Origin of the sequence: Palleronia caenipelagi (genome assembly GCF_007004065.1) — a bacterium.
GTDB classification, from domain to species: Bacteria; Pseudomonadota; Alphaproteobacteria; order Rhodobacterales; family Rhodobacteraceae; genus Palleronia; species Palleronia caenipelagi.
Genome location: NZ_VFSV01000002.1, coordinates 116,755 through 138,947, shown reverse-complemented (window position 1 = coordinate 138,947; position 22,193 = coordinate 116,755). Strand labels below are relative to the sequence as shown.

Below are 22,193 nucleotides of genomic sequence, written 5' to 3'. Positions count from 1 at the left end.
GGAACTGTGATTGTCGAGCGCCGGAAATTGACTGTACAGCGGTGGCAAACGACACACGGAGACACGTCATGCGCCGCGCCCTTGTCAGCCTGTTGACGCTCACACTTGCCAGCCCTCTCGCTGCCGCCCCGACCGAAGAGGGCGAGTTGATCGTCCCCTGCGGCGGGAGCTTTACAGAGTTCAAAGAGACGTTGATGACCGCCGCCATCGAGCGGGGTGCGGTTTCCGACAAGGCTGCGATTTTCTTTCAGGCGGCGGCTCAGGATCCCGGGACACTCGCGGCAGACCAGAAGCAAGGGGTGTTCACCTTGCCCTTCACTGATTTTGCGCGCCGTCTGATCAGCGACGATCGCCTCCAGAGGGGGCTGGCGAACAGCCGGGACCACGCCAAAATCTTCGACACGATCGAGGCCGCGTATGGTATCCCGCGCGGCATCCTGCTGGCCTTCTGGGCCTTTGAGACGGATTACGGATCCTATCAGGGGGACTTCAACACGGTGAATTCGCTGATGACCCTGGGCCATGATTGCCGCCGCCCGGAGCTGTTCCAGCCGCAAATTCTCGCCGCGTTGTCTCTGTATGAAAAAGGCGATCTGGACCCCCAGACGACCACAGGCGCCTGGGCCGGGGAAATCGGGATGGTTCAGATGCTGCCGAAGGACATCATCGCCAACGGTGTCGACGGCGATGGGGACGGGCACGTGCGGCTGAAAACCTCTGTCTCCGACTCCCTGTTCTCCGGCGCGAATCTGCTGCGGTCGCTGGGTTGGCAGCCGAACGAGCCTTGGTTGCAGGAGGTCACCCTTTCCCCGGATATGCCGGTCGCTGAAACGGGCTTGCAGACCAGTCGGCCTGCCGGGGAGTGGGCGGCGCTGGGTGTCAGTCCGCGCGGCGGGTCGTTTCTGCGGCCCGATCTGCCCGCCTCGGTGATTCTGCCGCAGGGGCAGGGGGGACCTGCCTTCCTCGCCTACCCGAACTTTTCGGTACTCTTTGAGTGGAATCAGTCCTTTACCTACGTGCTGACCGCCGCCTATTTCGCCACGCGACTGGAGGGGGCGCCGGTCTTCGACGCGGGCACCCCGACGCCGCCGCTCTCAGGCGAGGAGATGAAAGCATTGCAGAGCAAACTCGCGGCGCGCGGCCATGATGTCGGTGAGATCGACGGTATCCTCGGAGCCGGGACCCGGGCGGCTGTCCGGGCCGAGCAGGACCGTCTCGGACTGCCGGTGGATGCCTGGCCAACGCGGGCGCTGTTGGACGCCCTTTGACAGAGGATGCTTGCAGGCAACGCGCGGGCTGAATAGCGTTCCGACATGCTCAGTCCTTCGCTCCCCGCCATCCTGACCATCACGCTGAACCCGGCGCTCGATCTGTCGACCCAGACACCCCATCTGCGCCCCGGTGAAAAGCTGCGCTGTGCTGAGCCCAGCCTCGATCCCGGCGGTGGCGGGATCAATGTGAGCCGGATGGTGAACAGGCTGGGGGCCGAGACGACGGCGTTTGTGGCGTTGGGTGGGGCGACGGGCATGCGGCTCATCACGGCGCTTCAGCAAGAGGGCATCTCCACCCGGATCATTCCCATCGCCGGCGAGACCCGCACCAGCCTGTCTGTGCGGGACTTGTCCACCGGAGAACAGTTCCGCTTCATGCTGCCGGGTCCGGCGCTGAAGCCCTCCGAATTCCTGCACGCCATCGCGGCGGTCAGTGAAGAAGCCGCTGAGGGCGATTTCGTGGTGATCTCCGGCTCGCAACCGCTTGGGACCGAGGCAGATTTCACCTGCCGCCTCGCCGAGGCATTGGCACCCAATCGCGTCCGCCTCGTGGTGGACACCTCAGGCGCGCCTTTGTCCTGGCTCGTCACCCACCCCTCGGTGGATCCGTCAGCGCGGCCCGAGATCCTCCGCTTCGACGGGGTCGAAGCCGAAGATGCTGCGGGGCATCCCCTTCCCACCCGCGCCGATACGGCGGCTTTCGCCGGTGAGCTGATCGCCCGGGGGGTGGCAAATCGTGTGGTGATCGGGCGCGGGGCCGAAGGCAACTTGTTGGCCGAAGCGGATGGGATCTGGTTCGCGCATGCGGCCAAGGTCGATGTCCTGAGCACAGTCGGCGCAGGGGACAGCTTCCTCGGCACGCTGACCTACGCGCTGGCTACGGGGGCGACCTCCGCCGAGGCGCTGCAATGGGGCACGGCTGCAGCCGCTGCGGCGGTGACCACGCCGGGCACGAAGCTCTGTGACCCCGAAGATGTGGAGCGTCTGCGACCGCTCTGCACCCTCGAAAAGATTACCGACGTGCCCGCCAGCGTCTGAGCCTCAGGCAACCAGCTGTTCGGCGCGGCTGAGGTCGACGCTGACCAGCTGGCTGACGCCTTGTTCGGCCATGGTCACACCAAACAACCGGTCCATCCGCGCCATGGTCACCGCATGGTGGGTGATGATGAGAAAGCGCGTGTCGGTCTGCCGGGTCATTTCGTCCAGCAGATCGCAGAAGCGCGTCACGTTGGCGTCATCCAGCGGTGCGTCCACCTCATCGAGTACGCAGATCGGCGCGGGGTTTGCGAGGAACACAGCAAAGATCAGCGCCAGCGCTGTCAGGGTCTGCTCGCCGCCGGACAGGAGCGAGAGCGTGGAGAGCCGCTTGCCCGGAGGCTGGCAGAGGATTTCCAACCCGGCATCCAGGGGATCCTCGGACTCGATCAGTTCCAGCCGGGCTTCGCCGCCGCCGAAGAGATGCTTGAACAGGTTGGTAAAGTTGCGGTTCACTTCGCCAAACGCGTTGAGCAGCCGTTCCCGGCCCTCGCGGTTCAGCCCTGCAATGCCTTTGCGCAGTTCGGCGATGGCATCTTCCAGATCAGCCTTTTCGCGGATCAGCGTCCCGTGCTCGCCCTCGACCTCTTTGGCATCCTCCTCGGCGCGCAGGTTCACCGCGCCAAGGGCATCCCGCTGGCGACGCAACCGCCCGATTTCGTCCTCGATTTCGGTCACCGGGGGCAGGGCGTCGGGGTCGGTGACCTCCAGCTTGTCTACCAGCGCCTCGGGTGCCAGCTCCATCTCTTCCCGGATGCGCTGAGCCGCGGCGTGGACGGTTTCGATACAGGCATCCGCCCGCGCCTGTGCCGCCGCACGGGCTTCGCGCGCTTCGCCCGCCCGACGTTCCGCCCCGCGCTCTGCCTCCTGCGCCGTCCGCAACGCTTCTTCGCCTATCTCGCGCGCGCTACGGGCGGCGCTGAGCCGGGTCTGTACCTCGGTGAGACGGGTGCTGACGGTGGCTTGCTGTTCCGCCAAAGCACCCGGCACCTGACGCGCTTCGTCGAGTTCCTGTTCCGTGCGTTCTTGCCTGCGCCGGATTTCGTCCAACCGCCCACCCGCCGAGGACAAGCGCGTGGTCCAGCTCTCCAGCTCGCACGCGATGGCCGCCAGTCGCTTGTCCCGGGCCTCACCCTCGCGGCGCAGTTCGTCATGGGCCGCGCGTTTCGCCATGGTTGTCATGCGCGCGGCATCCACGGTCATCTTCACATCTGCCACCCGGCCGCGCAGCTCCGACAGGTCGGCGAGCCCGGACAAGGCACGCTCCGCCTCACTCAGCCGGTCAGTCGCCGCAGCCGCTTCCGCTTCATGGCGCCGCACGGCATCCTGCGATGAGGCGCGCTTGCCCTCGGCGATTTCGCGATCCGCCTCGGCCCGGCTCAGCGCCCGGTTCAGCTCCGCCAGACGGGTGTCCGCCTGCCGCCGCGCTTCCCGTGCTGTCCGATCCGCTGACCCTGCCACGTCCAGTCGTGCTGTCGCAGTCTGGTGTGCGGCGCGGGCCGTCTCAAAGCGCGCCTCGGCTTCGTCCAGTTCGCGGGCGAGCCGCTCCAGCCGGTTCCGCTGTTGGAGGCGCAGTGCGGCCTGCGACGGCACATCCTCAGGGTCCGAGCGATACCCGTCCCAGCGCCACAAATGCCCTTCGCGCGACACCAGACGCTGGCCAGGACGCAAGCGGTCCTGCATCGCTGTGCCCTCATTGGCCTCGACGACCCCAATCTGCCCAAGGCGGCGGGCGAGTAGATCAGGCGCTGTCACCTGATCGGCGAGGGACGCAGACCCTTCGGGCAAGCTCTGGGCGTCCGCATAGGGCGTCAGACTGTACCAGCCGGAGCCCGTCTCGGTCACGGGCGCGCGCAGGTCATCGGCCAGCGCCGCCCCCAGTGCCGCCTCATATCCGGAACTGACCTGCAAAAGGTCCATCAGGGTCTGTCCGTCGCCTGCGTCACGGTCCACGAGCCGCGCGAGCGCCTTATGCTCGGCCCTGAGCGCCCCCAACGTGCCCTCGGCCTCGGATCGGGCGGCGCGGTGCTCAGCCTCGACAGCCTGCGCTTCGGCACGCTCGGCCTCCGCCTCTGCGAGGGCCTCTTCGACACCGGCGATGGCGGCCTCGGCCTCGGCCTGAGCGGTCTGGCTCGCCTCAAGACGCGCGGCGGCCTCAGTAAGAACCCGGTCCGCCCCGGCCACCGCCTCGCGCGCGGTTCGGGCCGCAGTCTCGGCGCGGTCACGGGCGGTGCGACACTCGTCCAGCAGTCGTTGCGCCGATTGGTGCCGCGCGGCCAGTCGGGCGACATCTTCGGTCAGGGCCGCCAGCGCGCCCTCGCGTTCGCCCAGAACAGTGGCCGCTTCTTCGGCTGCGGATCGTGCTCCGTCGAGATCCGCTTCATAGCCCTCGGCATCGGCTGCAAGAGACTGTTCTTCTTCCCGCAGCCGGGCGATGGTCTCATCGGCATCCGCGTTCAGCGCGGCCTCACGATCCGCGTCTTTGGCCAGTTGCCGCATCCGCCCCTCGAGCCGTCCAACCTTTTCGCCCGCGTTTCGGATCTGATCCGCAAGCCCCGCCGCCTCGACTTCGAGACGTTGGCTCAGGGTGGTTGCGATGGCTTCTTCGTCGCGCAGCGCGGGCATCTGACCTTCGGCGCCTTCGCGTGCGGCTTCGGCCTCGGCGGAGCCGGTCTCCGCCCGCTTGGCTTCGGCGGCACGCTCCGACAAGATCTCACGCGCGCGCCGTAACTCGTCCTCGGCCTCGCGCCAGCGCCGGTAGAGCAGAAGCGCTTCGGCCCGCCGCAACCGATGGCCAATATCGCGGTAGCGCGCGGCCTGCTTGGCCTGCCGGGCAAGCTGCGCGAGCTGCTGGGCGAGCTGGTCCACGGTGTCGTCAAGCCGGGCGAGGTTGGTCTCTGCGGCCCGGAGCTTCAGCTCGGCCTCATGGCGACGCTGGTAGAGCCCGGAAATCCCGGCGGCTTCTTCGAGGATCCGGCGGCGATTTTTCGGCTTGGCGTGGATCAGCTCAGAAATCTGTCCCTGTCGCACCAGCGCCGGCGATTGCGCACCAGTGGAGGCGTCTGCGAAAAGCATCTGCACGTCCCGCGCGCGGACATCCTTGCCCAACGCCTTGTAGGCGCTGCCGGCATCACGGGTGATGCGGCGGACGATCTCGATCTGATCCTCATCGTTAAAGCCTGCGGGGGCGAGGCGCTGGCTGTTGTCTATGGTCAGGGAGACTTCGGCAAAATTGCGGGCGGTGCGGCTGGAGGTGCCGGCAAAGATCACGTCTTCCATGCCGCCGCCGCGCATGGCCTTGGGACGACTTTCGCCCATCACCCAGCGCAACGCCTCAAGCAGGTTCGACTTGCCGCAGCCATTGGGCCCGACAACGCCCGTCAGGCCGCCATGGATCACCAGATCAGTCGGATCTACGAAAGACTTGAAGCCGTTCAGTCTGAGCCGTGTGAATTGCATCCCGCGCCTGTCCTGCCCGTGTTTTCCGGTACGCATCATGATCCGGTCAGAGCACGTGTGAGTCAAGTGAGCTGCACTATATCGGGCCGCGCAGGTCTGCTTATCCACAAGATATCGATGGCGGCACAAGGCTGTCGGACTGTTTGTCATAGAAAAACCCGGAAAAGGCCGCGCCTCTCCCGGGTTGATGCCGTCGATGCGCCGGAGCGCAAAAGATCAGCGGGTTTTCAGCTGGTCCCGGATCTCAAGCAGGACGTCGAGCTCGGACGGGCCGGTCTCAACCTCCGGGGCCACATCTTCAGGCTTCTCAGCCGCCGCCTTGATCCGGTTGACGGCGCGCACGAGGAGAAAAACCACGAAGGCGATGATCAGGAAGTTGATCACTGCGGTGATGAAGTTGCCATACATGAATTGGGCTTCGCCGATTCCAACGGACAGACCGGAGAAATCGAGACCGCCGACGAACAGCCCGATCAGCGGATTGATCAGGTCGTCGACGAGCGACGTGACAATGGCTGTGAAAGCTGCGCCGACGATGATGCCGACGGCCATGTCCATGACATTGCCCTTGGCGATGAAATCCTTGAACTCTTGAAGCATTGCGGTCCCCTCTGTTGAATACCGTTTTTATAGCAACATGGGTGACCGCTCAGGCAAGCGCTTGCAAGATGTCGCGACATGAAAAGATCGCGTGACCGCGGTGTAGTGCCCGCAGTGGCGGAAGTCCGCCTGACCTTGGGTCAGGCAGCCAGACCGGTTGTCCCCATCGACAGGAATTTCTGCCGCCGCTGGGCACGGATCTCATCAGGCGACAGGCCTTGCATCTCGTCCAGCATGTCTTCGATGGCGCGACCAACGCGGGTGATGGCCTCCTTGGGGTCGCGCTGCGCGCCACCCATGGGTTCCGGCACAATCCGATCAATGACGCCGAGAGCTTTGAGATTCTGTGCGGTCAGCTTCAGGGCTTCCGCGGCTTCGCGCATCTTCTCGGCCTCTTTCCAGAGGATGGAGGCACAGCCTTCGGGCGAGATCACCGAATAGATCGAATGCTCCAGCATCGCGACGCGGCTTGACGTGGCAAAGGCCACCGCGCCGCCCGACCCGCCTTCACCGATCACCACGCTGACCGACGGGACGCCGATTTGCAGGCCCTTCTGCGTCGAGCGTGCGATGGCGTCGGATTGCCCCCGCTCTTCCGCACCCTTGCCCGGATAGGCGCCGGGTGTGTCGATCAGACTGATCACGGGCAGCCCAAAGCGGTCCGCCAGATCCATCAGCCGGACGGCCTTGCGGTAGCCCTCGGGACGGGCCATGCCGAAATTCCGGGTCAGGCGGGATTTTGTGTCGTCGCCCTTTTCCTGACCAATCACCATCACAGGGCGTCCGTTCAGCCGCGCCATGCCCCCGATCACCGACAGGTCCTCGGCGAAATTACGATCGCCCGCCAGCGGGGTGAACTCGGTGAACAGCTCACGCACGTAATCGAGGCAGTGGGGCCGCTCAGGATGCCGGGCCACCTGACATTTCTGCCACGCGGTCAGGTTCTTATAGAGCGCTTCGAGCTTCGTTTGCGCCTTGGCGTCCAGCGCGTTGGCCTGTTCCAGCACGTCGTCACCGGCCTCAGCCATGGCACGCAACTCGGTGGCTTTGCCTTCGAGGTCGGCCAGCGGCTTTTCAAAGTCGAGATATTGGGTCATGGCGATCTCCTTGCCCGTTCAGATGGCGTCTGCGCGCGCCGGGGTCAAGCGGTCAGGCACCTGCCAGCAACGGGACCATGGACAGAACCAGCAACGCCGCGGCCGTCCGGTTGAACAGGCGTAACCGTCCGGGCTGATCGAGCCAGCGGCGCACCACCGTTCCCAGAGATGTCCAGAACGGCGCGGTGAGCGAGCCGAACAGGGCGAAGGAGATGACCACCAACAGGATCGCTCCGACGGATCGGTCGGGTGCGTAAAGGGTCACGGCGGCGATGGCCATGGACCAGGCCTTGGGGTTCACCCACTGGAACGCGGCGGCTTGCAGAAAGCTGAGCGGCCGCGCGCCGCTGCGGCCTTTGCCGGGCGCATCCGCCCGCGCGATTTTCCAAGCCAACCACAGCAGATAGGCTACGGAGACGAATTTCAGGATCGTTTCCGTCACTGGCCAGAGCGCAAAGATCTGCATCACACCGACGCCCACGCCAAGCACCATCAAGGGAAAGCCATAAGCGACCCCCGCCATATGGGGAAATGTGCGGCGGAGGCCAAAATTGGCGCCCGAGGCCATGAGCATCAGATTGTTCGGCCCGGGCGAGCCCAGAGTCGCAAGGGAGAACAGGGTCAGGGAAAACAGCGTTTGTATATCCATTCACGCAACATATCGTGACCTATCCATCAAAAGGTTGCAAATAGCGGCGCATTCTCGCAATATCCACAACTTATGCATCAGATCGACAATATCGACGCGCGGATATTGCGTGAGCTTTCCACTGACGGGCGCATCAGCAATCTGTCGCTGTCAGACCGGATCGGGCTCTCGCCTTCGGCCTGCCTGCGGCGGGTGGCGGCGCTGGAAAAATCCGGTGTGATCGAAGGTTATCGGGCGGTGCTCAATCCTAGCAAAACCGGGATCGGCTTTCTGGCCTATGTCACTGTCGGGCTGAGCGAGCATACGAAATCGGCTCAGGAAGCATTCGAGCGGCGGATGACCCATGCGCCGGAGGTGCGCGAGTGCCACAATATCACCGGCTCGGTCGAGTATTTGTTGCGCGTAGAGGCGGCGGATCTGGCCGCCTACAAGCATTTTCACACGGAGATTCTGGGCGCTCTGCCTCAGGTCAACACGATCCAGACCTATGTGGTCATGGGATCCCCCAAGGATGAGCGCCGGTAACCTCAGTTGCCCGCGATCATGTCGGCCTGACGGACGATCACCTCGGCCTGACGGATCGAGGCCAGATCGATGAGCTTGCCTTTATACGTGGTCGCGCCTTGCCCGCTGGCCTTGGCCTCTTCCATGGCGGCGAGGATCTCCCGCGCCTCGGTGACGGCAGCCTCGGACGGGGTGAAGACCTCATTGGCGAGCGCGATCTGCTTCGGATGAATCGCCCATTTGCCGACCATCCCGAGCGTCGCCGAGCGCAGCGCCTGCGCGCGGAAGCCGTCATCGTCGGAGAAATCGCCAAACGGACCATCCACCGGCAGGATGCCATGGGTGCGGCAGGCGCCGACGATGGCGGTCTGTGCCCAGTGCCACGGATCGGCCCAGTATTTCTGTCCCTCACGCAGCATGTAATAGTTCTCCTGCGTGCCACCGATCCCGGTGGTGGCCATCCCCATGGAGGCCGCGAAATCTGCCGCGCCGAGGCTCATCGCCTGCAAGCGGGGACTGGCGGCGGCGATCTCGTTCACATGGGTGAGGCCCGCAGCAGTCTCGATGATCACCTCCAGCGCGATGGGCTTCGTCCGGCCCTTAGCGGCCTCGATGGAGCTGACGAGAGCGTCCACCGCGTAAATATCGGCGGCGTTGCCGACCTTGGGGATCATGATCTGGTCGATGCGGTCGCTTGTCTGCTCCAGCAGGTCCACCACGTCACGATACCAATAGGGCGAATCGAGCCCATTGATGCGGACCGCCAGGTGCTTGTTGCCCCAGTCCACGTCGCCGATCGCCTGAATAATGTTCTTGCGCGCCTCGGCCTTGTCGTCGGGCGAAACCGAGTCTTCGAGGTCGAGATTGATCACATCCGCCGCCGAAGCTGCCATCTTTTCAAACAGTGCAGGGCGCGAACCCGGGCCAAAGAGCTGGCAGCGGTTGGGCCGGGCGACGGGCTGGGGCTGGATCTTGAAGGACATATCGGCCTCGCAATTTTATTTCGCTACATTCGCGGGAAGGGTTAGATAGCTGCGCGCTGCGGTGCAAGAGGAAATGCTGCACTGCCGCAGAAGCCGCTACGTCAGGGTGTTGGCCCGGGGGGTACGGTACCAAGGGTCAGGTCAGCCTGCTTTCTGAGCCATGACATAAAGCTGCGCAGCGCCGGGCCGGGAACACGCCCCGGCAGGGTCAGCATGTGATAGGCCAAACCTGCGGTGTCCCCGCAGTAGAGCACCTGCAACCGTCCCGCCTGAACGTCTGTCTGAGCCATGACCCAAGGCATCAGGCCTGCGCCGTATCCGGTCCGCACCGCTTCGAGAACCATCGAAAGCGTGGGCAGGCGGCGAAGTGTGATCCGGTCATGTCGCAGGCCTTCGCGCTCGGCCCAGAGCAAATCCTCCGCGTGATACCGCTCGGTAAGGACGTCACAATCGGACAAATCCGCCAGCGAGGCGACCGGGCGAAGGCCCAGCTCCGGCGGTGCGACGAGCACATGGGTCGCCCGAAACAGGCGCGTCGTGGTGACGCCCGGCCAGGGTCCCGTCCCGTAGCGCAGTGCCATGTCGAAGCCGTCCCGGCGCAGATCGACCAGCTCGGTGCCCGGGACCAGCTCGATCTGGATATCGGGGTGCTCGGCCCAGAAATCCCCGATGCGTGGCATCAGCCAGTTATTGGCCAGTGAGGGAGCCAGAGCCAGCCGCAGGGGGCGCGCTGCGTTGCGCCGGGCCAGCTCCCGGACGGCCCCGGCGATCTGTCCAAACCCGTCTCCCAACCCGGCCGCGAGCCGCTGACCCTCAGGGGTTGGAGCCATTCCGGCCCCCGCCCGTACGAGGAGAGGGCAGCCGAAATGGGATTCAAGCCGCCGGACACTCTGCGCCACTGCCGCATGGGTCACGTTCAGCTCACGCGCCGCCGCCGAAAGCGAACCACACCGGGCCGCCGCCTCAAAGGCCCGCAATGCCGAGAGGGAGGGAATGTCGCGCCAGTCCATATGTTAGCTCATATTACACTTGGTAAATCTTTGCGAGTCGCGTGAAGCGCTTGTTCAGAGCAACTTGAAAGGACCTAGAGAAGAACCCCTTTGCAATCTGCCATTACAGTTTGCGATATTTGAAGGAGGACAGAAGATGCTAAATATTTACGCCGATGCGTTCCGCGTCGCGACGCGCACCGACCGCACGCAGGCACCCCGCCAAATCCGCACCGAACCGCGCCCCAGAACCGCTGCTCCGCGAACCGGAACCCGGCGTGTGACACGGCTGATCCGACGCCTGTCGGTACGGTCCCGGCGTCGGGAGCGGTAGCTGCTTGGGGGGATCAGGTGCCTGCGCGGTATCGGGCGGAGTCTCTGACCAAATCCTCGTTGGCTTCGGGATCCTCCACCAACACCCAGCCCCCCATCTTGCGCCCTCCCGGCGCAAACGGGAGGGCGCGCCCTTCGGCCAGTAACGCCTCGGCCCGGTCGCGGGGCAATTTCAGGTTCGCATGGTCCCCAAAGACGCCCAAGGCCGCCTTACGCCCGGAAAACAGCGTAGGGCAGCCGAACATCTTTCCGCGTCTGAGGTCGGGCGCCTCGTCCTGCGCGATCTCGCAAAGCATCTCGAAAAGACCTTCGTCATGGGTGGGCATCTGCATGGGCGACCCTCCTGACCCAAGGCTCGGCCGCCGCAGTGTCACAGTCAATCCCTGCTTGACGCTGCGCCGCAGAGGGTGGACACCAAGGACCACCCACACAGGAGGCCCCAATGTCCCGCACCGTCTACGTCAATGGCCAGTTCGTCCCCGAAGAGGACGCCAAAATCTCGGTTTTCGACCGGGGCTTTCTGTTCGCCGACGCAGTTTATGAGGTGACCTCGGTGCTGGGCGGCAAGCTGATTGATTTCGACGGTCATGCGGCGCGGCTGGACCGGTCGCTCAAGGAGCTTGGGATGGGCATGCCCATGAGCCGGGATGAGCTGCTGGAGATCCACCACAGGCTGGTCGAGGCCAACGGGATCGAAGACGGGCTGGTCTATCTGCAGGTCACGCGCGGGGCCGCGGACCGGGATTTTGCCTATCCGGCAGAAGACACGCCGCAATCGGTGGTGCTGTTCACTCAGTCGAAGCCCGGTCTCGCCAACAGCCCGCAGGCGGATCAGGGCATCCGCGTCGCAAGCCTGCCCGACCTGCGCTGGGACCGTCGCGATATCAAGACGGTGCAGCTCCTCTATCCGTCGATGGCGAAGATGGAAGCCAAGGCGAAGGGTGCGGATGATGCCTGGATGGTCGAGGACGGGGTGGTGACCGAGGGGACCTCGAACAACGCCTATATCGTCAAGGACGGCAAGATCATCACCCGCCAGCTCGGTACCGAAATCCTGCATGGGATCACCCGCGCGGCCGTACTGCGCTTTGCCCGTGAGGCGCAGATGAAGGTCGAGGAGCGGACCTTTACCATCGAGGAAGCGCAGGCGGCCGACGAGGCCTTCGTCACCTCGGCCTCGGCCTTTGTGATGCCGGTGGTGGAGATCGACGGTGAAAAGCTGGGCGACGGAACGCCCGGTCCCGTGGCCCGTCGTCTGCGGGAGATCTACCTCGAAGAAAGCCGCAAGGCCGCGATCTGATCCAACGTGGTCGCCCCGAGGGCGTAGCTTCGGGGCGACCGATCATTACACCAGTAATGAAACCTGCTTTTTACGCTCGACAATCGGGAAGATAGCCTGAGGCCGCTGGGCCGTTGCGAACAATTCGGGGAAAAGTTGTTTCAGTTCCCGCCGGGCATCTGGTCCGATGCTCTTCATAGCTTCAGGACCGGGCAACAGCGTTTCTGCAGGAGCTCCATTGGCAAAAACCACGTCATGGTCTTTCAGCAGAATGTGATAGTAATCCACGCTGTCCAGAGCGCACTGGCTGATCCCGTCCATCATCGTCAGCTTGATCACGGGGATAAGGACTTCGTTCGAGCCAAACGCATCCTTTGCTGCCTGAGACGAAATCAGAACGCGGTGCTGTGGGGACAAATACAAATCCCGATCAGGTGTCGACGGCCCGAGAGTGTTGGGTGCGATCCGGCAGGGCTGCAGCTTGGGATTGTTCTGTAGGGCCGCTGAATCAAGGTGTTTTTTCCCGATCCAAAGGATCTCTTGGGTACCGCTATTTTTTGTCATGACGACATCGCCTGGACGCAGGTTCTCTACAGGGATATCGCCGTTCTCGGTCGTTATGAGAGTGCCTTTGGCAAAGCAAACGACCGACGTGATTCCAGACGCGTCATTATAGATCAGAATGCCTCTGCCCGCTGCAGATTCATCTTCAAAACCTGTGTTAAAGAAACCGGGGTCGGTGCGGATCTCCGTAATCTTGGGCAATCCGTCAAAGTCCGGAAATGACATGATGAGCTGGGTAGTCGTGCCGTCGGTGACCTCAATCCAAAGGATCGGGCCAGCCGTATAGATCTCGGTATCCGGCAATCCTGTATCGGGATTGGTGTAGTCGACCTCTCCTTCGATCGTGCCAATCCCCGTAACGGTCCAGGTCGTTCCATCGATTACAGTGGTGTCGCCGACCTGGATGAAATCATCCGACGCAGAGGCAGTCGAGAACACCTGCGTGTCGTCCAGAGCCTGTACGATCGTGCCGCCTGTTCCTGCCGTAAACGTATTCGGCCCTGAAGTTATGTCTGTCAGTGTTGCATCTAAAAGAACCGCATCAGTCAGATTTGCGATAGCCATTCCGAACCCACTTCATTCTTTGACATTGTGATGACAGCGGTCCCTCGCCGTCCGAAACTCTGGTAAAGAAATTTGGTTAACGCGCAAGAGGCACGTCTAAGTTGAGTGGGTCTTTACCTTATCTGCCCAGCCGTCGTCCAATGAGCCCGCGCTGATATTGATTTCAAACCGTTTTTCCATCTCACTGGGGCAGATTTGAATGTCCCCGGAGGCTTGCGAATAAGTGTCGTCGGGACCGATGCGCCAGCCCGCGCCGTCCTTTATCCGGACGACGCCCAGCCCCATATCGCTGTCAATCAGCGCGTAACGTCCGTCTGGCAGCATTTTGGTGTCGCGTACCACATCGCCGGGAAAGCGATCTGTCCAGAGGTTTGCCGGATCCCTGCGGGCACGGTCGCGCTTTCGGTTCAGTTGCCATAAGCCGCCTGCGGCAGCACCAGCCAGAAAGATCGACAGGATTTCCATGGGTCCGTCTCCGTATGCATATCCAGCGGCATATAGGACCGCCGGTGGTGCCGCGAAAGGGTGTCAGCGCGTGACGGCGATGTGGAGCTTTTGAGGACCGCGCACGGAGAGCCCGAGTTTGTAGACTGGCGGGCTGACCAGCTCGATTCGCGAAAACCGGTCATTCAGCGCGCCAAAGATCACCTCCATCCCGAGACGGGCGAGATGTTTGCCGAGGCAGAAATGCATGCCGCCGCCAAAAGCCAGATGCCGGTTGGGGCTGCGGGTAATGTCGAAACGGTCCGGGTGGGTAAACCGCGCCGGGTCCCGGTTCGCCGCGCCATAGAGCAGGCCGAGTTTGGCCCCGGCGGGCAAGTGCTGGCCCGCGATCACCCGATCTTCGGTCAGATAACGGTGAAAAAACGGCAAGGGCGCCTCGTAACGGAACATTTCCTGTATCGCCGTTGGCATTAGTTCCGGCGCGGCACTCAGGAGGGTATGGTGATCGGGAAAGCGCAACAGCGCGTGCAGCCCCGACCCCAGCACATCGATGGTCGAGCCATGGCCCGCCATGAGGATCAGCATGACGGTCGCGATCAGCTCGTCTTCGCTGAGCTGCCCGGCGTCGCGGTGACGGATCAAGTTGGTCAGCAGGTCGTCCTGCGGCACGCGGCGGCGCCGGGCGATCAGATCCAGCAGAAAGTGGTAGAAATCGCGCGTCGCAGTTTCCGCCAGCGCTTTGGCCGCGTCATCGCGGGCCACGTCGAAGAACCGCACGACCTGTTCGGACCAGAGGCGCAGCTGCGGTGCGTATTCGTCGGGGACGCCGATGATCCGCCCGATCACAAGGCCCGGCACATGGGCGGCAAAGGCTTCGACGAAGTCGAACTCGGTACGATCTTCGAGATCATCCAGCAACTGCGCCACATAGGATTCGATCATCGGGCGCTGGGCTTTGATCATCGAAGCAGAGAACTCGGAGAACACCAGACGCCGCAGGCGATCATGGGCAGGGCCGTCATCCTCCAGGAGGTTCGTTTGAACGAAGCGCTCATGGTGCGGCATGTCGTGCCAGTTGAGCTTGCGCTGCTCGGCGCGCCGCTCGGCCTCGGACATCAGATGGTTGCGGCTGCGCACCATCGTCCTGTCGAGGGCCACAGCCTCCACCTCGGCGGCGGAGGCCAGCATCCAGATGTCGAAGGGTTCGTAATAAAACGGCCGCCCGAGATCACGGATGGCGGCGTAGGTCTCGTAGGGATCGGCGGCAAACCCTGCGGAATAGGGGTCGAGCGTAACGCTCACTCGCCGACCAACGCGTCGATCACCGCATCCGCGGCCTCGCCCTTCCAGTGGGCGCCACCGGTCAGCCGCGCGACCTCGCGGCCTTCGGCATCAACCAGAACCGTGACGGGCAGGCCCAGTACTGCCATCTGGCGAGCGGCCACCTGCTTCGGATCGAGGAGAACCGGCAGATCGGTGATGCTTTCATCGGCAAAGAACTCCTCGATCCCCTCGACCGAGTTTCGCCCCGTTGCGATGGTCAGCACCTCCAGCGCGCCATCCCGGTCCCGCTGCATCGCGTCGAGATCCGGCATTTCCTCGCGGCAGGGGGCGCACCACGTGGCCCAGAAGTTCAGCACCAGCGGCGTTCCGGCGTAGTCGGACAGGCGCACCTCGTCTCCTTCGGGCGTGGTCACGACCAGATCCGGCACCGCTTCGGGGGCGGAGTGTACGACCAGTTTGCGCATGTCGCCCTCAAGCGTCACACCGGTCAGATCCGCAGCATTTGCGGCGGCCCCAATGGCCAGATAAAGAGCGACAGCGAACAATCTCATCCAGGATCCCCTCATGTCTCATTCCGACAGCGCCCCGACTGCCCCATCGAACGCCATGTGGGGCGGCCGCTTTGCCGGCGGTCCCTCCGAAATCATGGAAGCCATCAACGCCTCCATCGGGTTCGACCAGCGGCTCGCGGCTCAGGATATCGCGGGCTCTCGCGCCCACGCAGCCATGTTGGCGGCGCAGGGCATCCTCACCGATAAAGACGCCGAAGCGATCAGGGAAGGGCTGCTCACCGTCTTGTCAGAAATCGAAGCGGGAACGTTCCGGTTTTCGACGAAGCTCGAAGACATCCACATGAACGTTGAGGCCCGGCTGATCGAGCTGATCGGCGAGGCCGGGCGGCGGCTGCACACGGGGCGCTCGCGCAACGATCAGGTGGCCACGGATTTCCGGCTCTGGGTGCGGGAGCAGTGCGACGCGGCGATCACCAGCATTGAGGCACTGCAAGAGGCGCTGCTCACACAGGCCGAACAGGGCGCGGATTGGGTCATGCCGGGCTTTACCCATCTGCAAACCGCCCAGCCAGTGACCTGGGGGCACCACATGCTGGCCTATGTGGAGATGTTGGCGCGGGACAAGTCGCGGTTTTCCGACGCACGCGCCCGGATGAATGAATGTCCGCTCGGGGCTGCGGCGCTGGCGGGAACGTCCTTCCCCATCGACCGGGAGGCCACGGCCAGGGCGCTGGGCTTTGACCGGCCCATGGCCAATTCGCTCGATGCCGTGTCGGACCGGGATTTTGCCCTCGACTTCCTCGGCGCGTCCTCGATCCTCGCCATGCATCTCAGCCGCCTTTCCGAAGAGCTGGTCATCTGGTCCTCGGCCCAGTTCCGCTTTGTGGTTATGTCGGACCGGTTCTCCACCGGCTCCTCGATCATGCCGCAGAAGAAAAACCCCGACGCCGCCGAGTTGATTCGCGCGAAAATCGGACGGATTTTCGGGGCGCAAACGGCGCTGTTGATGGTGATGAAGGGCCTGCCGCTCGCCTATTCCAAGGACATGCAGGAGGACAAGGAGCAGGTCTTTGACGCCGCCGATACGGTGATGCTGTCCCTTGCCGCGATGGAAGGTATGATCTCCGACCTCACCGCCAATCCTGACGCCCTCCGGGCCGCGGCCGGGCACGGGTTCTCCACCGCGACGGATCTGGCGGACTGGCTGGTGCGCGAGGCGGGGCTGCCCTTCCGCGATGCCCACCACGTGACCGGCACGCTCGTCGCCCGCGCCGAAGCGAAGGGCTGTGATTTGCCCGATCTCAGTCTCGAAGAGATGCAGGAGGTTCATGGGGCGATCACCGTATCCATCTTCGACGTGCTGGGGGTGGACAACTCGGTGGCGAGCCGCACATCCTATGGCGGAACGGCGCCGGCCAATGTCCGCGCCCAGATCGCCCGCTGGAAGGAGAAACTCGGATGAAAACACTCGCCGGAGTTATCGTTATGGCGCTCAGCGTGAGCGGCTGTAACAGCGTCCTCAGGCCGACCGTCGGTCTTGGTCCGAACGGGCCGACAGCCTCCGTTGGCGTGTCGGGGCCTGCGGGGACCCGGGTCACCGTCGGACATACCGGGCGCGTCTCCGGGTCCGTCAGCCCGATCCGTGGCACGACCGTGTCGACCAACGGTGATCGGGTCGTGGGGACCGTGACACCGGTTTCGGGGACCTCCGTCCGGGTGGACCAAAGCGGCGAGCTGCAGGGCTCCGTGACCCCGCCGCCGATTCGTGTGGGAGGCTGATCATGACGCGTGTGCTCGCCCTGTTTCTGCTGCTCACCGCATGTGGTGCAGGTGGCCCCCCCGAGCCCGTCACTGACGGGATCGAGGTCAATGACCGGGGCGTGAAAATTGATGTCTCCGGCACGGCCACCATCGGTGTCAGCGGAACGAAATTCTGATGCGCCACATCTTTCTGTTACTGGCCATATGGGGCGCCATTCACCCGATGTACTGGTTTCTCAGCTACATGAGCGCGGGAAACAGCCTCGCCGACCTGATCGACGCGTGGTATGTGAACGCCTCGACCACAGGCCTCGTCTGGGATCTGACGATCTCGGCCATCGCGCTCACCCTGTTCGTCCTTTGGGAAGCCGTTTCGACCCGCGACTGGCTCCGCCTCATCGCGATCCCGGCGACGTTCTGTATTGGTGTGAGCTGTGGCTTGCCACTTTATATCTGGCTCCGCACGCGTCCGGTGTAATCCGCAGCCCGTCGCGTGTCATGTTTGTATGATATTCGCGTGCTAGATGGCAGAGATGTCGCGCCAGCGAGGAGCGCAGGGCGCGGCGACGGAAGTTGAAATCGGCCATGGAAGATGAAATGAGCCATTTGCGAAGCATACCGCTCTCAAAGATGATGAGGCGGAGAAGCCCTCTGTGACGCGGGAGAACCACTCATCTCCGGACGGGATGAACGCCTATATTGCTGTGACGGCTGCGTATTGGGGCTTTATGCTCACCGATGGCGCATTACGTATGCTGGTTCTGCTCCAGTTTCACATGCTGGGCTTTTCGCCGCTTCAACTGGCCTATCTCTTCGTTCTTTACGAGTTCGCTGGCATGGTGACCAATCTTTCGGCGGGCTGGATCGCTGCGCGGTTTGGTCTGACATCGACGCTGTTTGCCGGTCTGGTTTTGCAGATCATAGCCCTCCTGACCTTGTCCCGCTTTGATCCGGTTTGGGCCAACGGGGTCTCCGTGGCCTATGTCATGGTGGTTCAGGGCGTGAGTGGCGTGGCGAAAGATCTCGCCAAGATGTCTTCAAAATCCGCAGTCAAGCTGCTGGCCCCCGCCAACGGAGACGGCCTGTTCCGCTGGGTGGCATTGCTGACCGGCTCAAAGAACGCCGTCAAAGGGCTCGGCTTTCTCCTCGGTGCGGTGCTGCTGGCCGGGCTTGGCTTTACGTGGGCAGTAAACGCTATGGCGGTCTGTCTTGCGCTCATCCTGATCGCGGTCTGGATTGCAATGCCGCCTGGCCTTCCCCGTGGGCGCAAATCTGCGAAGTTCTCCGAGATGTTCTCGCGCTCTGCCAATGTGAACTGGCTGAGCCTTGCGCGCGTGTTCCTCTTTGGCGCGCGGGACGTCTGGTTCGTCGTTGGAATCCCGATCTATTTCTACGCCGTCTTGTCGGACGGATCGGACTCCGGAAACCGGGCCGCGTTTTTCATGATTGGCAGCTTTATGTCAGCATGGATCATCCTCTACGGTGCCGTGCAGGCCGTGGCGCCCCGCGTGCTGCGGGCTGCCCAGCGGTCCGAGGCTGAGCTGGCAGGCAGCGCCCGATTCTGGGCCTTGGGCTTGGCCTGTATCCTCGCAGCTCTCACGGCGGCCTCGATGTTGGTCGAGACACCACAGACCTGGTTTACGTCCCTCATTGTCGTGGGCCTTTTGGCCTTAGGTGTCGTATTTGCCATCAACTCGTCACTCCATTCTTACCTGATCCTTGCTTTCAGCAAAGCCGATCGGGTCACCATGGATGTGGGGTTTTACTATATGGCCAACGCTGGTGGACGGCTCCTCGGTACAGTGCTGTCGGGGCTCACCTACCAGACGGGTGGGCTGTCACTGATGCTCGGGATAGCGACGGGAATGGTCGTGATCTCCGCCATCGCAGCGTCGCGATTGAACGCTCGGGACGCTGCGGCGCGATAGGCAATGTGGGCGTTGAGGCCGAATGAGATGGGAGCGGAAACTGCACCGGGCTGCACGACTTCCATGAAGCCGAGCGGCTGTTCGTGGGGCGTCTCTGGCCGGTGGTCCGTACTGAGTGACTGATGGCCCTCTGCCAAGGGGGTCATCTTCGGTGGGTATCGGGCTTAGTTTAGCGCAGGCAACGTCGCCTCAAGCGTCGCGCGCAGATGAGCGTGCTGGCTGGGCAGCTTGAGCGTCTCGCCGAGTTCGGCAGGATCTTCGTCCACGGCGAAGCCCGGCTCGTCTGTGGCGACCTCGAACAGCACCCCGCCGGGGGTGCGGAAATAGATGGCGCGGAAATAGTCGCGGTCGATGGAGCGCGTGACGGCAAAGCCTTCGGCGGTGAGCGCCTCCCGAACCTCCGCTTGCGCGGCGATATCGGCGACTGAGAACGCGATGTGATGTACCGAGCCCGCAGATTGCGTGGCCTCGGGCACGCCTGGGCGTGCGATCAGGTCGATGATATGGGCGCGCCCTCCGGGACGATGCATCCGCAACGTGTCGCCCTGCCGTTCGAGATCCTCGTAGCCCATAAAGCGCAGGAGATCAGCGGTCGGGCCGATGTCGCGCAACATCAGCGCGGCCGAGTGAAAACCCCGGATGGCGTGGTCTGCTGGCACTATTGCGGCATAGGCCGCGCGGGGGTCATCAGTTTCAACCATGGCAAAGGCGTCACCATCCGGCGCCTCGAACCGAACGACAGCTGCACCGAATGTGTCCTCGGATACCTCCGCTCCGAGCCGGTTCGCCCAGAAACCCGTCGCGCCCTGAGGGATGGCCAGCCGCGTTTCGCTGACCTCGCCCGTACCTCGGGTTCCACGGGCGGCGTTGGGAAACGGGAAATAGGTCATGGCGGTGCCGGGACGGCCAAGCTCATCGCCATAGTAGAGATGATACACATCGGGAGCGTCGAAATTCACGGTCTTCTTGACCCGGCGCAGCCCCAGATCCACGGTCCAAAACCGATCGATGGCGCGGGGATCGGAGCCAATCGTGGTTACGTGGTGCAATCCTTGAATCTGTCTCAGCATCGCGGCCTCCTGTCGTTGCGCCCCCATCCACATAGGTGCACCCTCTGACGCGCGATACAGGCGCTGGCGCGAAGGTTCTGTGCAAAAATAAACAGCCCGGCGCTCTGTGCGAGCGTCCGGGCTGTCATGTCACAAAGGTCCGACGCTTAGACGTTGGAGGGACCAGCCACCATTTTGGGGTAGAGAACCACCTTGGCCTTCATCGGAACCTGTTCGTAAAGCAGTTTAACATGCTCATTGGTCAGGCCCGCGCAGCCGTTAGACACGGCGCGACCGATGGTGTTGGTGTCCTTGGTGCCGTGGATACGCAGGAATGTGTCACCCCGGCCCGGCTGGAACAGGTACATGGCCCGAGCCCCGAGCGGGTTGTTCGGGCCGCCTGGCATGCCGTCTTCGGCGTATTTGGCAAATTTTTCAGGCTCGCGCTCGACCATGCTGGGGGTCGGTTTCCAGGACGGCCACTCTTTCTTGGCGCCTACGTAGTAGGTGCCCGGCTCATAGAGACCGGCGCGGCCAACGCGGATGCCGTAGCGCCACGCCTGACCGTTGGGCAGGGTCCAGAAGAGCTGGAAGTGGTCGGGGAACACGTGCACTTCGCCGGCGGGCAAGGGGTGGCGCAGGTTCACAAAAGCCGGCTGGAGGCGCGGCGGCAGGGTCTGGGCGCTGCCCATGACGGGCAGGAGGGCCGAAGCAATGGCAGCCGCGCCGCCTGCGAGAAGCTCTCGTCTGTTCATGTTTTCATATCCTTTCCTCGATCCGGAGCGGGTCGTTGCCGCGCCCCGGGCACAATCTCGCGCAAGAATAACCGATCCCAGCGTATACGTCAGCCTTTGCTAGCCGCCGGTCACATCTTCGTAAAGTCGCGACCGTTTGCCGAACAGAGATGTGATCTGACCTGTAACCGCACCGGCACTCCGCGCAAGATCTGTCAGCGCAGATCCGCCGGTCAGTGGGACCGCAACGACCAGTGGGATCAGCGCCAGTGCGCGGAGCGGGATCAGGAGAGCAGCCTGCCAGACCGAGCCGGGGCGTTCGCTAAGACGCCGCGCCATGTGAGTCGCCGCCTGATCGCGGCCTCGGGCGAACTGGTAGCGGAGGCTCAGCCGGGCGGGCGGGATTTCTTCGGCCACGATGGCATTGGCAACCCAGGCTGTGGGCAGGCCCAGCGCCCGGGTTTCTGCGTAGAACTTTGCATCGGTGCCGCCCGTATGCCGCATGGTTTCATCGAAGCTTAGCCCGTGTTCAGTGAAAAGGCGCACATCTGCCAGCCAGTTATTGGTGACGATGGTCACGCCCTTGGTGTCCCGGAGGTCAGCCTTGCGGGCGGCGCGAACTTCTTTGCGCCGGTAGCGTTTTTCGACGCCGCGAAAGAGGGCCTTTTGCAGGGTGGTCAACGGCGAGTCTGGCCGGAGGGCGCGCAACGGACCGCCGAGCAGCATTGCGCCGCTCTGCCGGTAGCCCTCGATCATTCGCAGGAGCCAGTCCCCGGCCACAACCTCATCGTCATCAACGAATGCGAGCAGATCCGCACGATCCGAGACTGCCCCGATAGCGGCGCGGTTGCGCGCAAAGGGGATGCCGGGTTCGGGCTCCAGAACGTGACGCAGAGTCACCCCGTTGGCCAGCCGCTGCGGCAGATCGTGCAGTCGCGTCTCTGTGTCATTCTCGACCAGCAGGCACGTCACGGCGACCCCATCCGGCAGAGCCATCCGCCCCCAGCTCTCCGCCAACGCTGCCACCATTTGCGGCCGCTGACGTGTGCAGGCGGCGACGGTAAGACGAATGGGGGCGGGCTGGTCCATGGAAACTTGATGTCAAAGCGCCGGAGGGCTGGCAAGCACCGCAACGAAAAAGGCCCGGACGTTTC

At 63.5% G+C, this 22,193-nt stretch carries 23 protein-coding genes; 9 read left to right on the top strand and 14 right to left on the bottom strand.

Annotated features, from left to right (window positions below; genetic code table 11):
• Positions 1-68: 68 nt before the first annotated feature.
• A complete protein-coding gene (locus FEV53_RS01675) occupies positions 69-1,268 on the top strand; it encodes a lytic murein transglycosylase (RefSeq protein ID WP_142833084.1) in 1,200 nt (399 codons plus the stop codon).
• Positions 1,269-1,313: 45 nt separating this feature from the next.
• Positions 1,314-2,309, top strand: coding sequence for a 1-phosphofructokinase family hexose kinase (locus FEV53_RS01670; protein WP_142833083.1), 996 nt, complete (start codon positions 1,314-1,316; stop codon positions 2,307-2,309).
• Between the two features lie 3 nt (positions 2,310-2,312).
• On the opposite strand, the gene smc is transcribed toward FEV53_RS01670, so the two are convergent.
• From smc to FEV53_RS01650, 4 genes are all read right to left on the bottom strand, one after another.
• Positions 2,313-5,765, bottom strand: a complete 3,453-nt coding sequence (gene smc, locus FEV53_RS01665; RefSeq protein WP_142833136.1) for a chromosome segregation protein SMC — start codon at positions 5,763-5,765, stop codon at positions 2,313-2,315.
• 216 nt (positions 5,766-5,981) lie between these two features.
• A complete protein-coding gene (gene mscL, locus FEV53_RS01660; protein ID WP_142833082.1) occupies positions 5,982-6,365 on the bottom strand; it encodes a large conductance mechanosensitive channel protein MscL in 384 nt (127 codons plus the stop codon).
• A 140-nt stretch (positions 6,366-6,505) separates the two neighbouring features.
• Positions 6,506-7,462 carry an acetyl-CoA carboxylase carboxyltransferase subunit alpha gene (locus FEV53_RS01655; protein WP_142833081.1) on the bottom strand — a complete coding sequence of 319 codons (957 nt, stop codon included), beginning with the start codon at positions 7,460-7,462 and terminating at the stop codon, positions 6,506-6,508.
• 52 nt (positions 7,463-7,514) lie between these two features.
• Positions 7,515-8,111: a LysE family translocator gene (locus FEV53_RS01650; protein ID WP_142833080.1), complete on the bottom strand. Its 597-nt coding sequence runs from the start codon at positions 8,109-8,111 to the stop codon at positions 7,515-7,517.
• A gap of 72 nt (positions 8,112-8,183) precedes the next feature.
• Between FEV53_RS01650 and FEV53_RS01645 the strand changes: the two genes are divergently transcribed.
• Complete coding sequence (locus tag FEV53_RS01645) at positions 8,184-8,636, top strand: Lrp/AsnC family transcriptional regulator (RefSeq protein ID WP_142833079.1); 453 nt, start codon at positions 8,184-8,186, stop codon at positions 8,634-8,636.
• A gap of 2 nt (positions 8,637-8,638) precedes the next feature.
• On the opposite strand, the gene FEV53_RS01640 is transcribed toward FEV53_RS01645, so the two are convergent.
• From FEV53_RS01640 to FEV53_RS01630, 3 genes are all read right to left on the bottom strand, one after another.
• Positions 8,639-9,598, bottom strand: coding sequence for an L-malyl-CoA/beta-methylmalyl-CoA lyase (locus FEV53_RS01640; protein ID WP_142833078.1), 960 nt, complete (start codon positions 9,596-9,598; stop codon positions 8,639-8,641).
• Between the two features lie 101 nt (positions 9,599-9,699).
• Positions 9,700-10,608 carry a LysR substrate-binding domain-containing protein gene (locus FEV53_RS01635; RefSeq protein ID WP_142833077.1) on the bottom strand — a complete coding sequence of 303 codons (909 nt, stop codon included), beginning with the start codon at positions 10,606-10,608 and terminating at the stop codon, positions 9,700-9,702.
• A gap of 326 nt (positions 10,609-10,934) precedes the next feature.
• Positions 10,935-11,252 carry an MmcQ/YjbR family DNA-binding protein gene (locus tag FEV53_RS01630; protein WP_142833076.1) on the bottom strand — a complete coding sequence of 106 codons (318 nt, stop codon included), beginning with the start codon at positions 11,250-11,252 and terminating at the stop codon, positions 10,935-10,937.
• Positions 11,253-11,362: 110 nt separating this feature from the next.
• Here FEV53_RS01630 and FEV53_RS01625 point away from each other — a divergent pair, with 110 nt between their 5' ends.
• Positions 11,363-12,220, top strand: a complete 858-nt coding sequence (locus FEV53_RS01625) for a D-amino-acid transaminase (protein ID WP_142833075.1) — start codon at positions 11,363-11,365, stop codon at positions 12,218-12,220.
• Between the two features lie 45 nt (positions 12,221-12,265).
• On the opposite strand, the gene FEV53_RS01620 is transcribed toward FEV53_RS01625, so the two are convergent.
• The 4 genes from FEV53_RS01620 to FEV53_RS01605 all read right to left on the bottom strand — a co-directional run bounded on the left by FEV53_RS01620 (position 12,266) and on the right by FEV53_RS01605 (position 15,606).
• Positions 12,266-13,327, bottom strand: a complete 1,062-nt coding sequence (locus FEV53_RS01620) for a Hint domain-containing protein (protein ID WP_142833074.1) — start codon at positions 13,325-13,327, stop codon at positions 12,266-12,268.
• A 96-nt stretch (positions 13,328-13,423) separates the two neighbouring features.
• Positions 13,424-13,792 carry a hypothetical protein gene (locus FEV53_RS01615; RefSeq protein ID WP_142833073.1) on the bottom strand — a complete coding sequence of 123 codons (369 nt, stop codon included), beginning with the start codon at positions 13,790-13,792 and terminating at the stop codon, positions 13,424-13,426.
• A 63-nt stretch (positions 13,793-13,855) separates the two neighbouring features.
• Positions 13,856-15,073, bottom strand: a complete 1,218-nt coding sequence (locus FEV53_RS01610) for a cytochrome P450 (protein WP_142833072.1) — start codon at positions 15,071-15,073, stop codon at positions 13,856-13,858.
• Positions 15,070-15,606, bottom strand: coding sequence for a TlpA family protein disulfide reductase (locus tag FEV53_RS01605; protein ID WP_142833071.1), 537 nt, complete (start codon positions 15,604-15,606; stop codon positions 15,070-15,072). The genes FEV53_RS01610 and FEV53_RS01605 overlap by 4 nt, the downstream gene beginning before the upstream one ends.
• Before the next feature lie 13 nt (positions 15,607-15,619).
• Between FEV53_RS01605 and argH the strand changes: the two genes are divergently transcribed.
• The 5 genes from argH (at position 15,620) to arsJ (ending at position 19,256) form a co-directional block, all read left to right on the top strand.
• Complete coding sequence (gene argH, locus FEV53_RS01600) at positions 15,620-17,029, top strand: argininosuccinate lyase (protein WP_142833070.1); 1,410 nt, start codon at positions 15,620-15,622, stop codon at positions 17,027-17,029.
• Positions 17,026-17,346, top strand: coding sequence for a hypothetical protein (locus FEV53_RS01595; protein WP_142833069.1), 321 nt, complete (start codon positions 17,026-17,028; stop codon positions 17,344-17,346). The genes argH and FEV53_RS01595 overlap by 4 nt, the downstream gene beginning before the upstream one ends.
• Positions 17,347-17,348: 2 nt before the next feature.
• A complete protein-coding gene (locus tag FEV53_RS20705; RefSeq protein ID WP_185962052.1) occupies positions 17,349-17,504 on the top strand; it encodes a hypothetical protein in 156 nt (51 codons plus the stop codon).
• On the top strand, positions 17,504-17,806 hold the full coding sequence (locus FEV53_RS01590) for a DUF2834 domain-containing protein (protein WP_142833068.1): 303 nt from the start codon (positions 17,504-17,506) through the stop codon (positions 17,804-17,806). Before FEV53_RS20705 ends, FEV53_RS01590 begins: the two co-directional genes overlap by 1 nt.
• A gap of 208 nt (positions 17,807-18,014) precedes the next feature.
• Positions 18,015-19,256, top strand: a complete 1,242-nt coding sequence (arsJ, locus tag FEV53_RS01585) for an organoarsenical effux MFS transporter ArsJ (protein ID WP_142833135.1) — start codon at positions 18,015-18,017, stop codon at positions 19,254-19,256.
• A 164-nt stretch (positions 19,257-19,420) separates the two neighbouring features.
• Here the strand turns inward: arsJ and FEV53_RS01580 are convergent, their stop codons facing one another.
• The 3 genes from FEV53_RS01580 to FEV53_RS01570 all read right to left on the bottom strand — a co-directional run bounded on the left by FEV53_RS01580 (position 19,421) and on the right by FEV53_RS01570 (position 22,128).
• Positions 19,421-20,326: a VOC family protein gene (locus FEV53_RS01580; RefSeq protein WP_142833067.1), complete on the bottom strand. Its 906-nt coding sequence runs from the start codon at positions 20,324-20,326 to the stop codon at positions 19,421-19,423.
• A gap of 146 nt (positions 20,327-20,472) precedes the next feature.
• Positions 20,473-21,060 (bottom strand): L,D-transpeptidase, encoded by a 588-nt coding sequence (locus tag FEV53_RS01575; RefSeq protein ID WP_142833066.1) that lies wholly within the window; start codon positions 21,058-21,060, stop codon positions 20,473-20,475.
• A 99-nt stretch (positions 21,061-21,159) separates the two neighbouring features.
• On the bottom strand, positions 21,160-22,128 hold the full coding sequence (locus FEV53_RS01570) for a glycosyltransferase family A protein (protein WP_142833065.1): 969 nt from the start codon (positions 22,126-22,128) through the stop codon (positions 21,160-21,162).
• Positions 22,129-22,193: the final 65 nt, after the last annotated feature.

What these genes read in the sequence shown, in the direction of transcription:
- arsJ (WP_142833135.1), top strand. Translation starts at nt 18,015, where the DNA reads ATGAACGCCTATATTGCTGTGACGGCTGCGTATTGGGGCTTTATGCTC.
- FEV53_RS01595 (WP_142833069.1), top strand. Translation starts at nt 17,026, where the DNA reads ATGAAAACACTCGCCGGAGTTATCGTTATGGCGCTCAGCGTGAGCGGC.
- FEV53_RS01655 (WP_142833081.1), bottom strand. Translation starts at nt 7,462, where the DNA reads ATGACCCAATATCTCGACTTTGAAAAGCCGCTGGCCGACCTCGAAGGC.
- FEV53_RS01630 (WP_142833076.1), bottom strand. Translation starts at nt 11,252, where the DNA reads ATGCAGATGCCCACCCATGACGAAGGTCTTTTCGAGATGCTTTGCGAG.
- FEV53_RS01605 (WP_142833071.1), bottom strand. Translation starts at nt 15,606, where the DNA reads ATGAGATTGTTCGCTGTCGCTCTTTATCTGGCCATTGGGGCCGCCGCA.
- FEV53_RS01640 (WP_142833078.1), bottom strand. Translation starts at nt 9,598, where the DNA reads ATGTCCTTCAAGATCCAGCCCCAGCCCGTCGCCCGGCCCAACCGCTGC.
- FEV53_RS20705 (WP_185962052.1), top strand. Translation starts at nt 17,349, where the DNA reads ATGACGCGTGTGCTCGCCCTGTTTCTGCTGCTCACCGCATGTGGTGCA.
- FEV53_RS01590 (WP_142833068.1), top strand. Translation starts at nt 17,504, where the DNA reads ATGCGCCACATCTTTCTGTTACTGGCCATATGGGGCGCCATTCACCCG.
- FEV53_RS01635 (WP_142833077.1), bottom strand. Translation starts at nt 10,608, where the DNA reads ATGGACTGGCGCGACATTCCCTCCCTCTCGGCATTGCGGGCCTTTGAG.
- argH (WP_142833070.1), top strand. Translation starts at nt 15,620, where the DNA reads ATGTCTCATTCCGACAGCGCCCCGACTGCCCCATCGAACGCCATGTGG.
- FEV53_RS01575 (WP_142833066.1), bottom strand. Translation starts at nt 21,060, where the DNA reads ATGAACAGACGAGAGCTTCTCGCAGGCGGCGCGGCTGCCATTGCTTCG.
- FEV53_RS01670 (WP_142833083.1), top strand. Translation starts at nt 1,314, where the DNA reads ATGCTCAGTCCTTCGCTCCCCGCCATCCTGACCATCACGCTGAACCCG.
- FEV53_RS01620 (WP_142833074.1), bottom strand. Translation starts at nt 13,327, where the DNA reads ATGGCTATCGCAAATCTGACTGATGCGGTTCTTTTAGATGCAACACTG.
- FEV53_RS01675 (WP_142833084.1), top strand. Translation starts at nt 69, where the DNA reads ATGCGCCGCGCCCTTGTCAGCCTGTTGACGCTCACACTTGCCAGCCCT.
- FEV53_RS01570 (WP_142833065.1), bottom strand. Translation starts at nt 22,128, where the DNA reads ATGGACCAGCCCGCCCCCATTCGTCTTACCGTCGCCGCCTGCACACGT.
- FEV53_RS01615 (WP_142833073.1), bottom strand. Translation starts at nt 13,792, where the DNA reads ATGGAAATCCTGTCGATCTTTCTGGCTGGTGCTGCCGCAGGCGGCTTA.
- smc (WP_142833136.1), bottom strand. Translation starts at nt 5,765, where the DNA reads ATGCAATTCACACGGCTCAGACTGAACGGCTTCAAGTCTTTCGTAGAT.
- FEV53_RS01625 (WP_142833075.1), top strand. Translation starts at nt 11,363, where the DNA reads ATGTCCCGCACCGTCTACGTCAATGGCCAGTTCGTCCCCGAAGAGGAC.
- FEV53_RS01645 (WP_142833079.1), top strand. Translation starts at nt 8,184, where the DNA reads ATGCATCAGATCGACAATATCGACGCGCGGATATTGCGTGAGCTTTCC.
- FEV53_RS01650 (WP_142833080.1), bottom strand. Translation starts at nt 8,111, where the DNA reads ATGGATATACAAACGCTGTTTTCCCTGACCCTGTTCTCCCTTGCGACT.
- FEV53_RS01580 (WP_142833067.1), bottom strand. Translation starts at nt 20,326, where the DNA reads ATGCTGAGACAGATTCAAGGATTGCACCACGTAACCACGATTGGCTCC.
- mscL (WP_142833082.1), bottom strand. Translation starts at nt 6,365, where the DNA reads ATGCTTCAAGAGTTCAAGGATTTCATCGCCAAGGGCAATGTCATGGAC.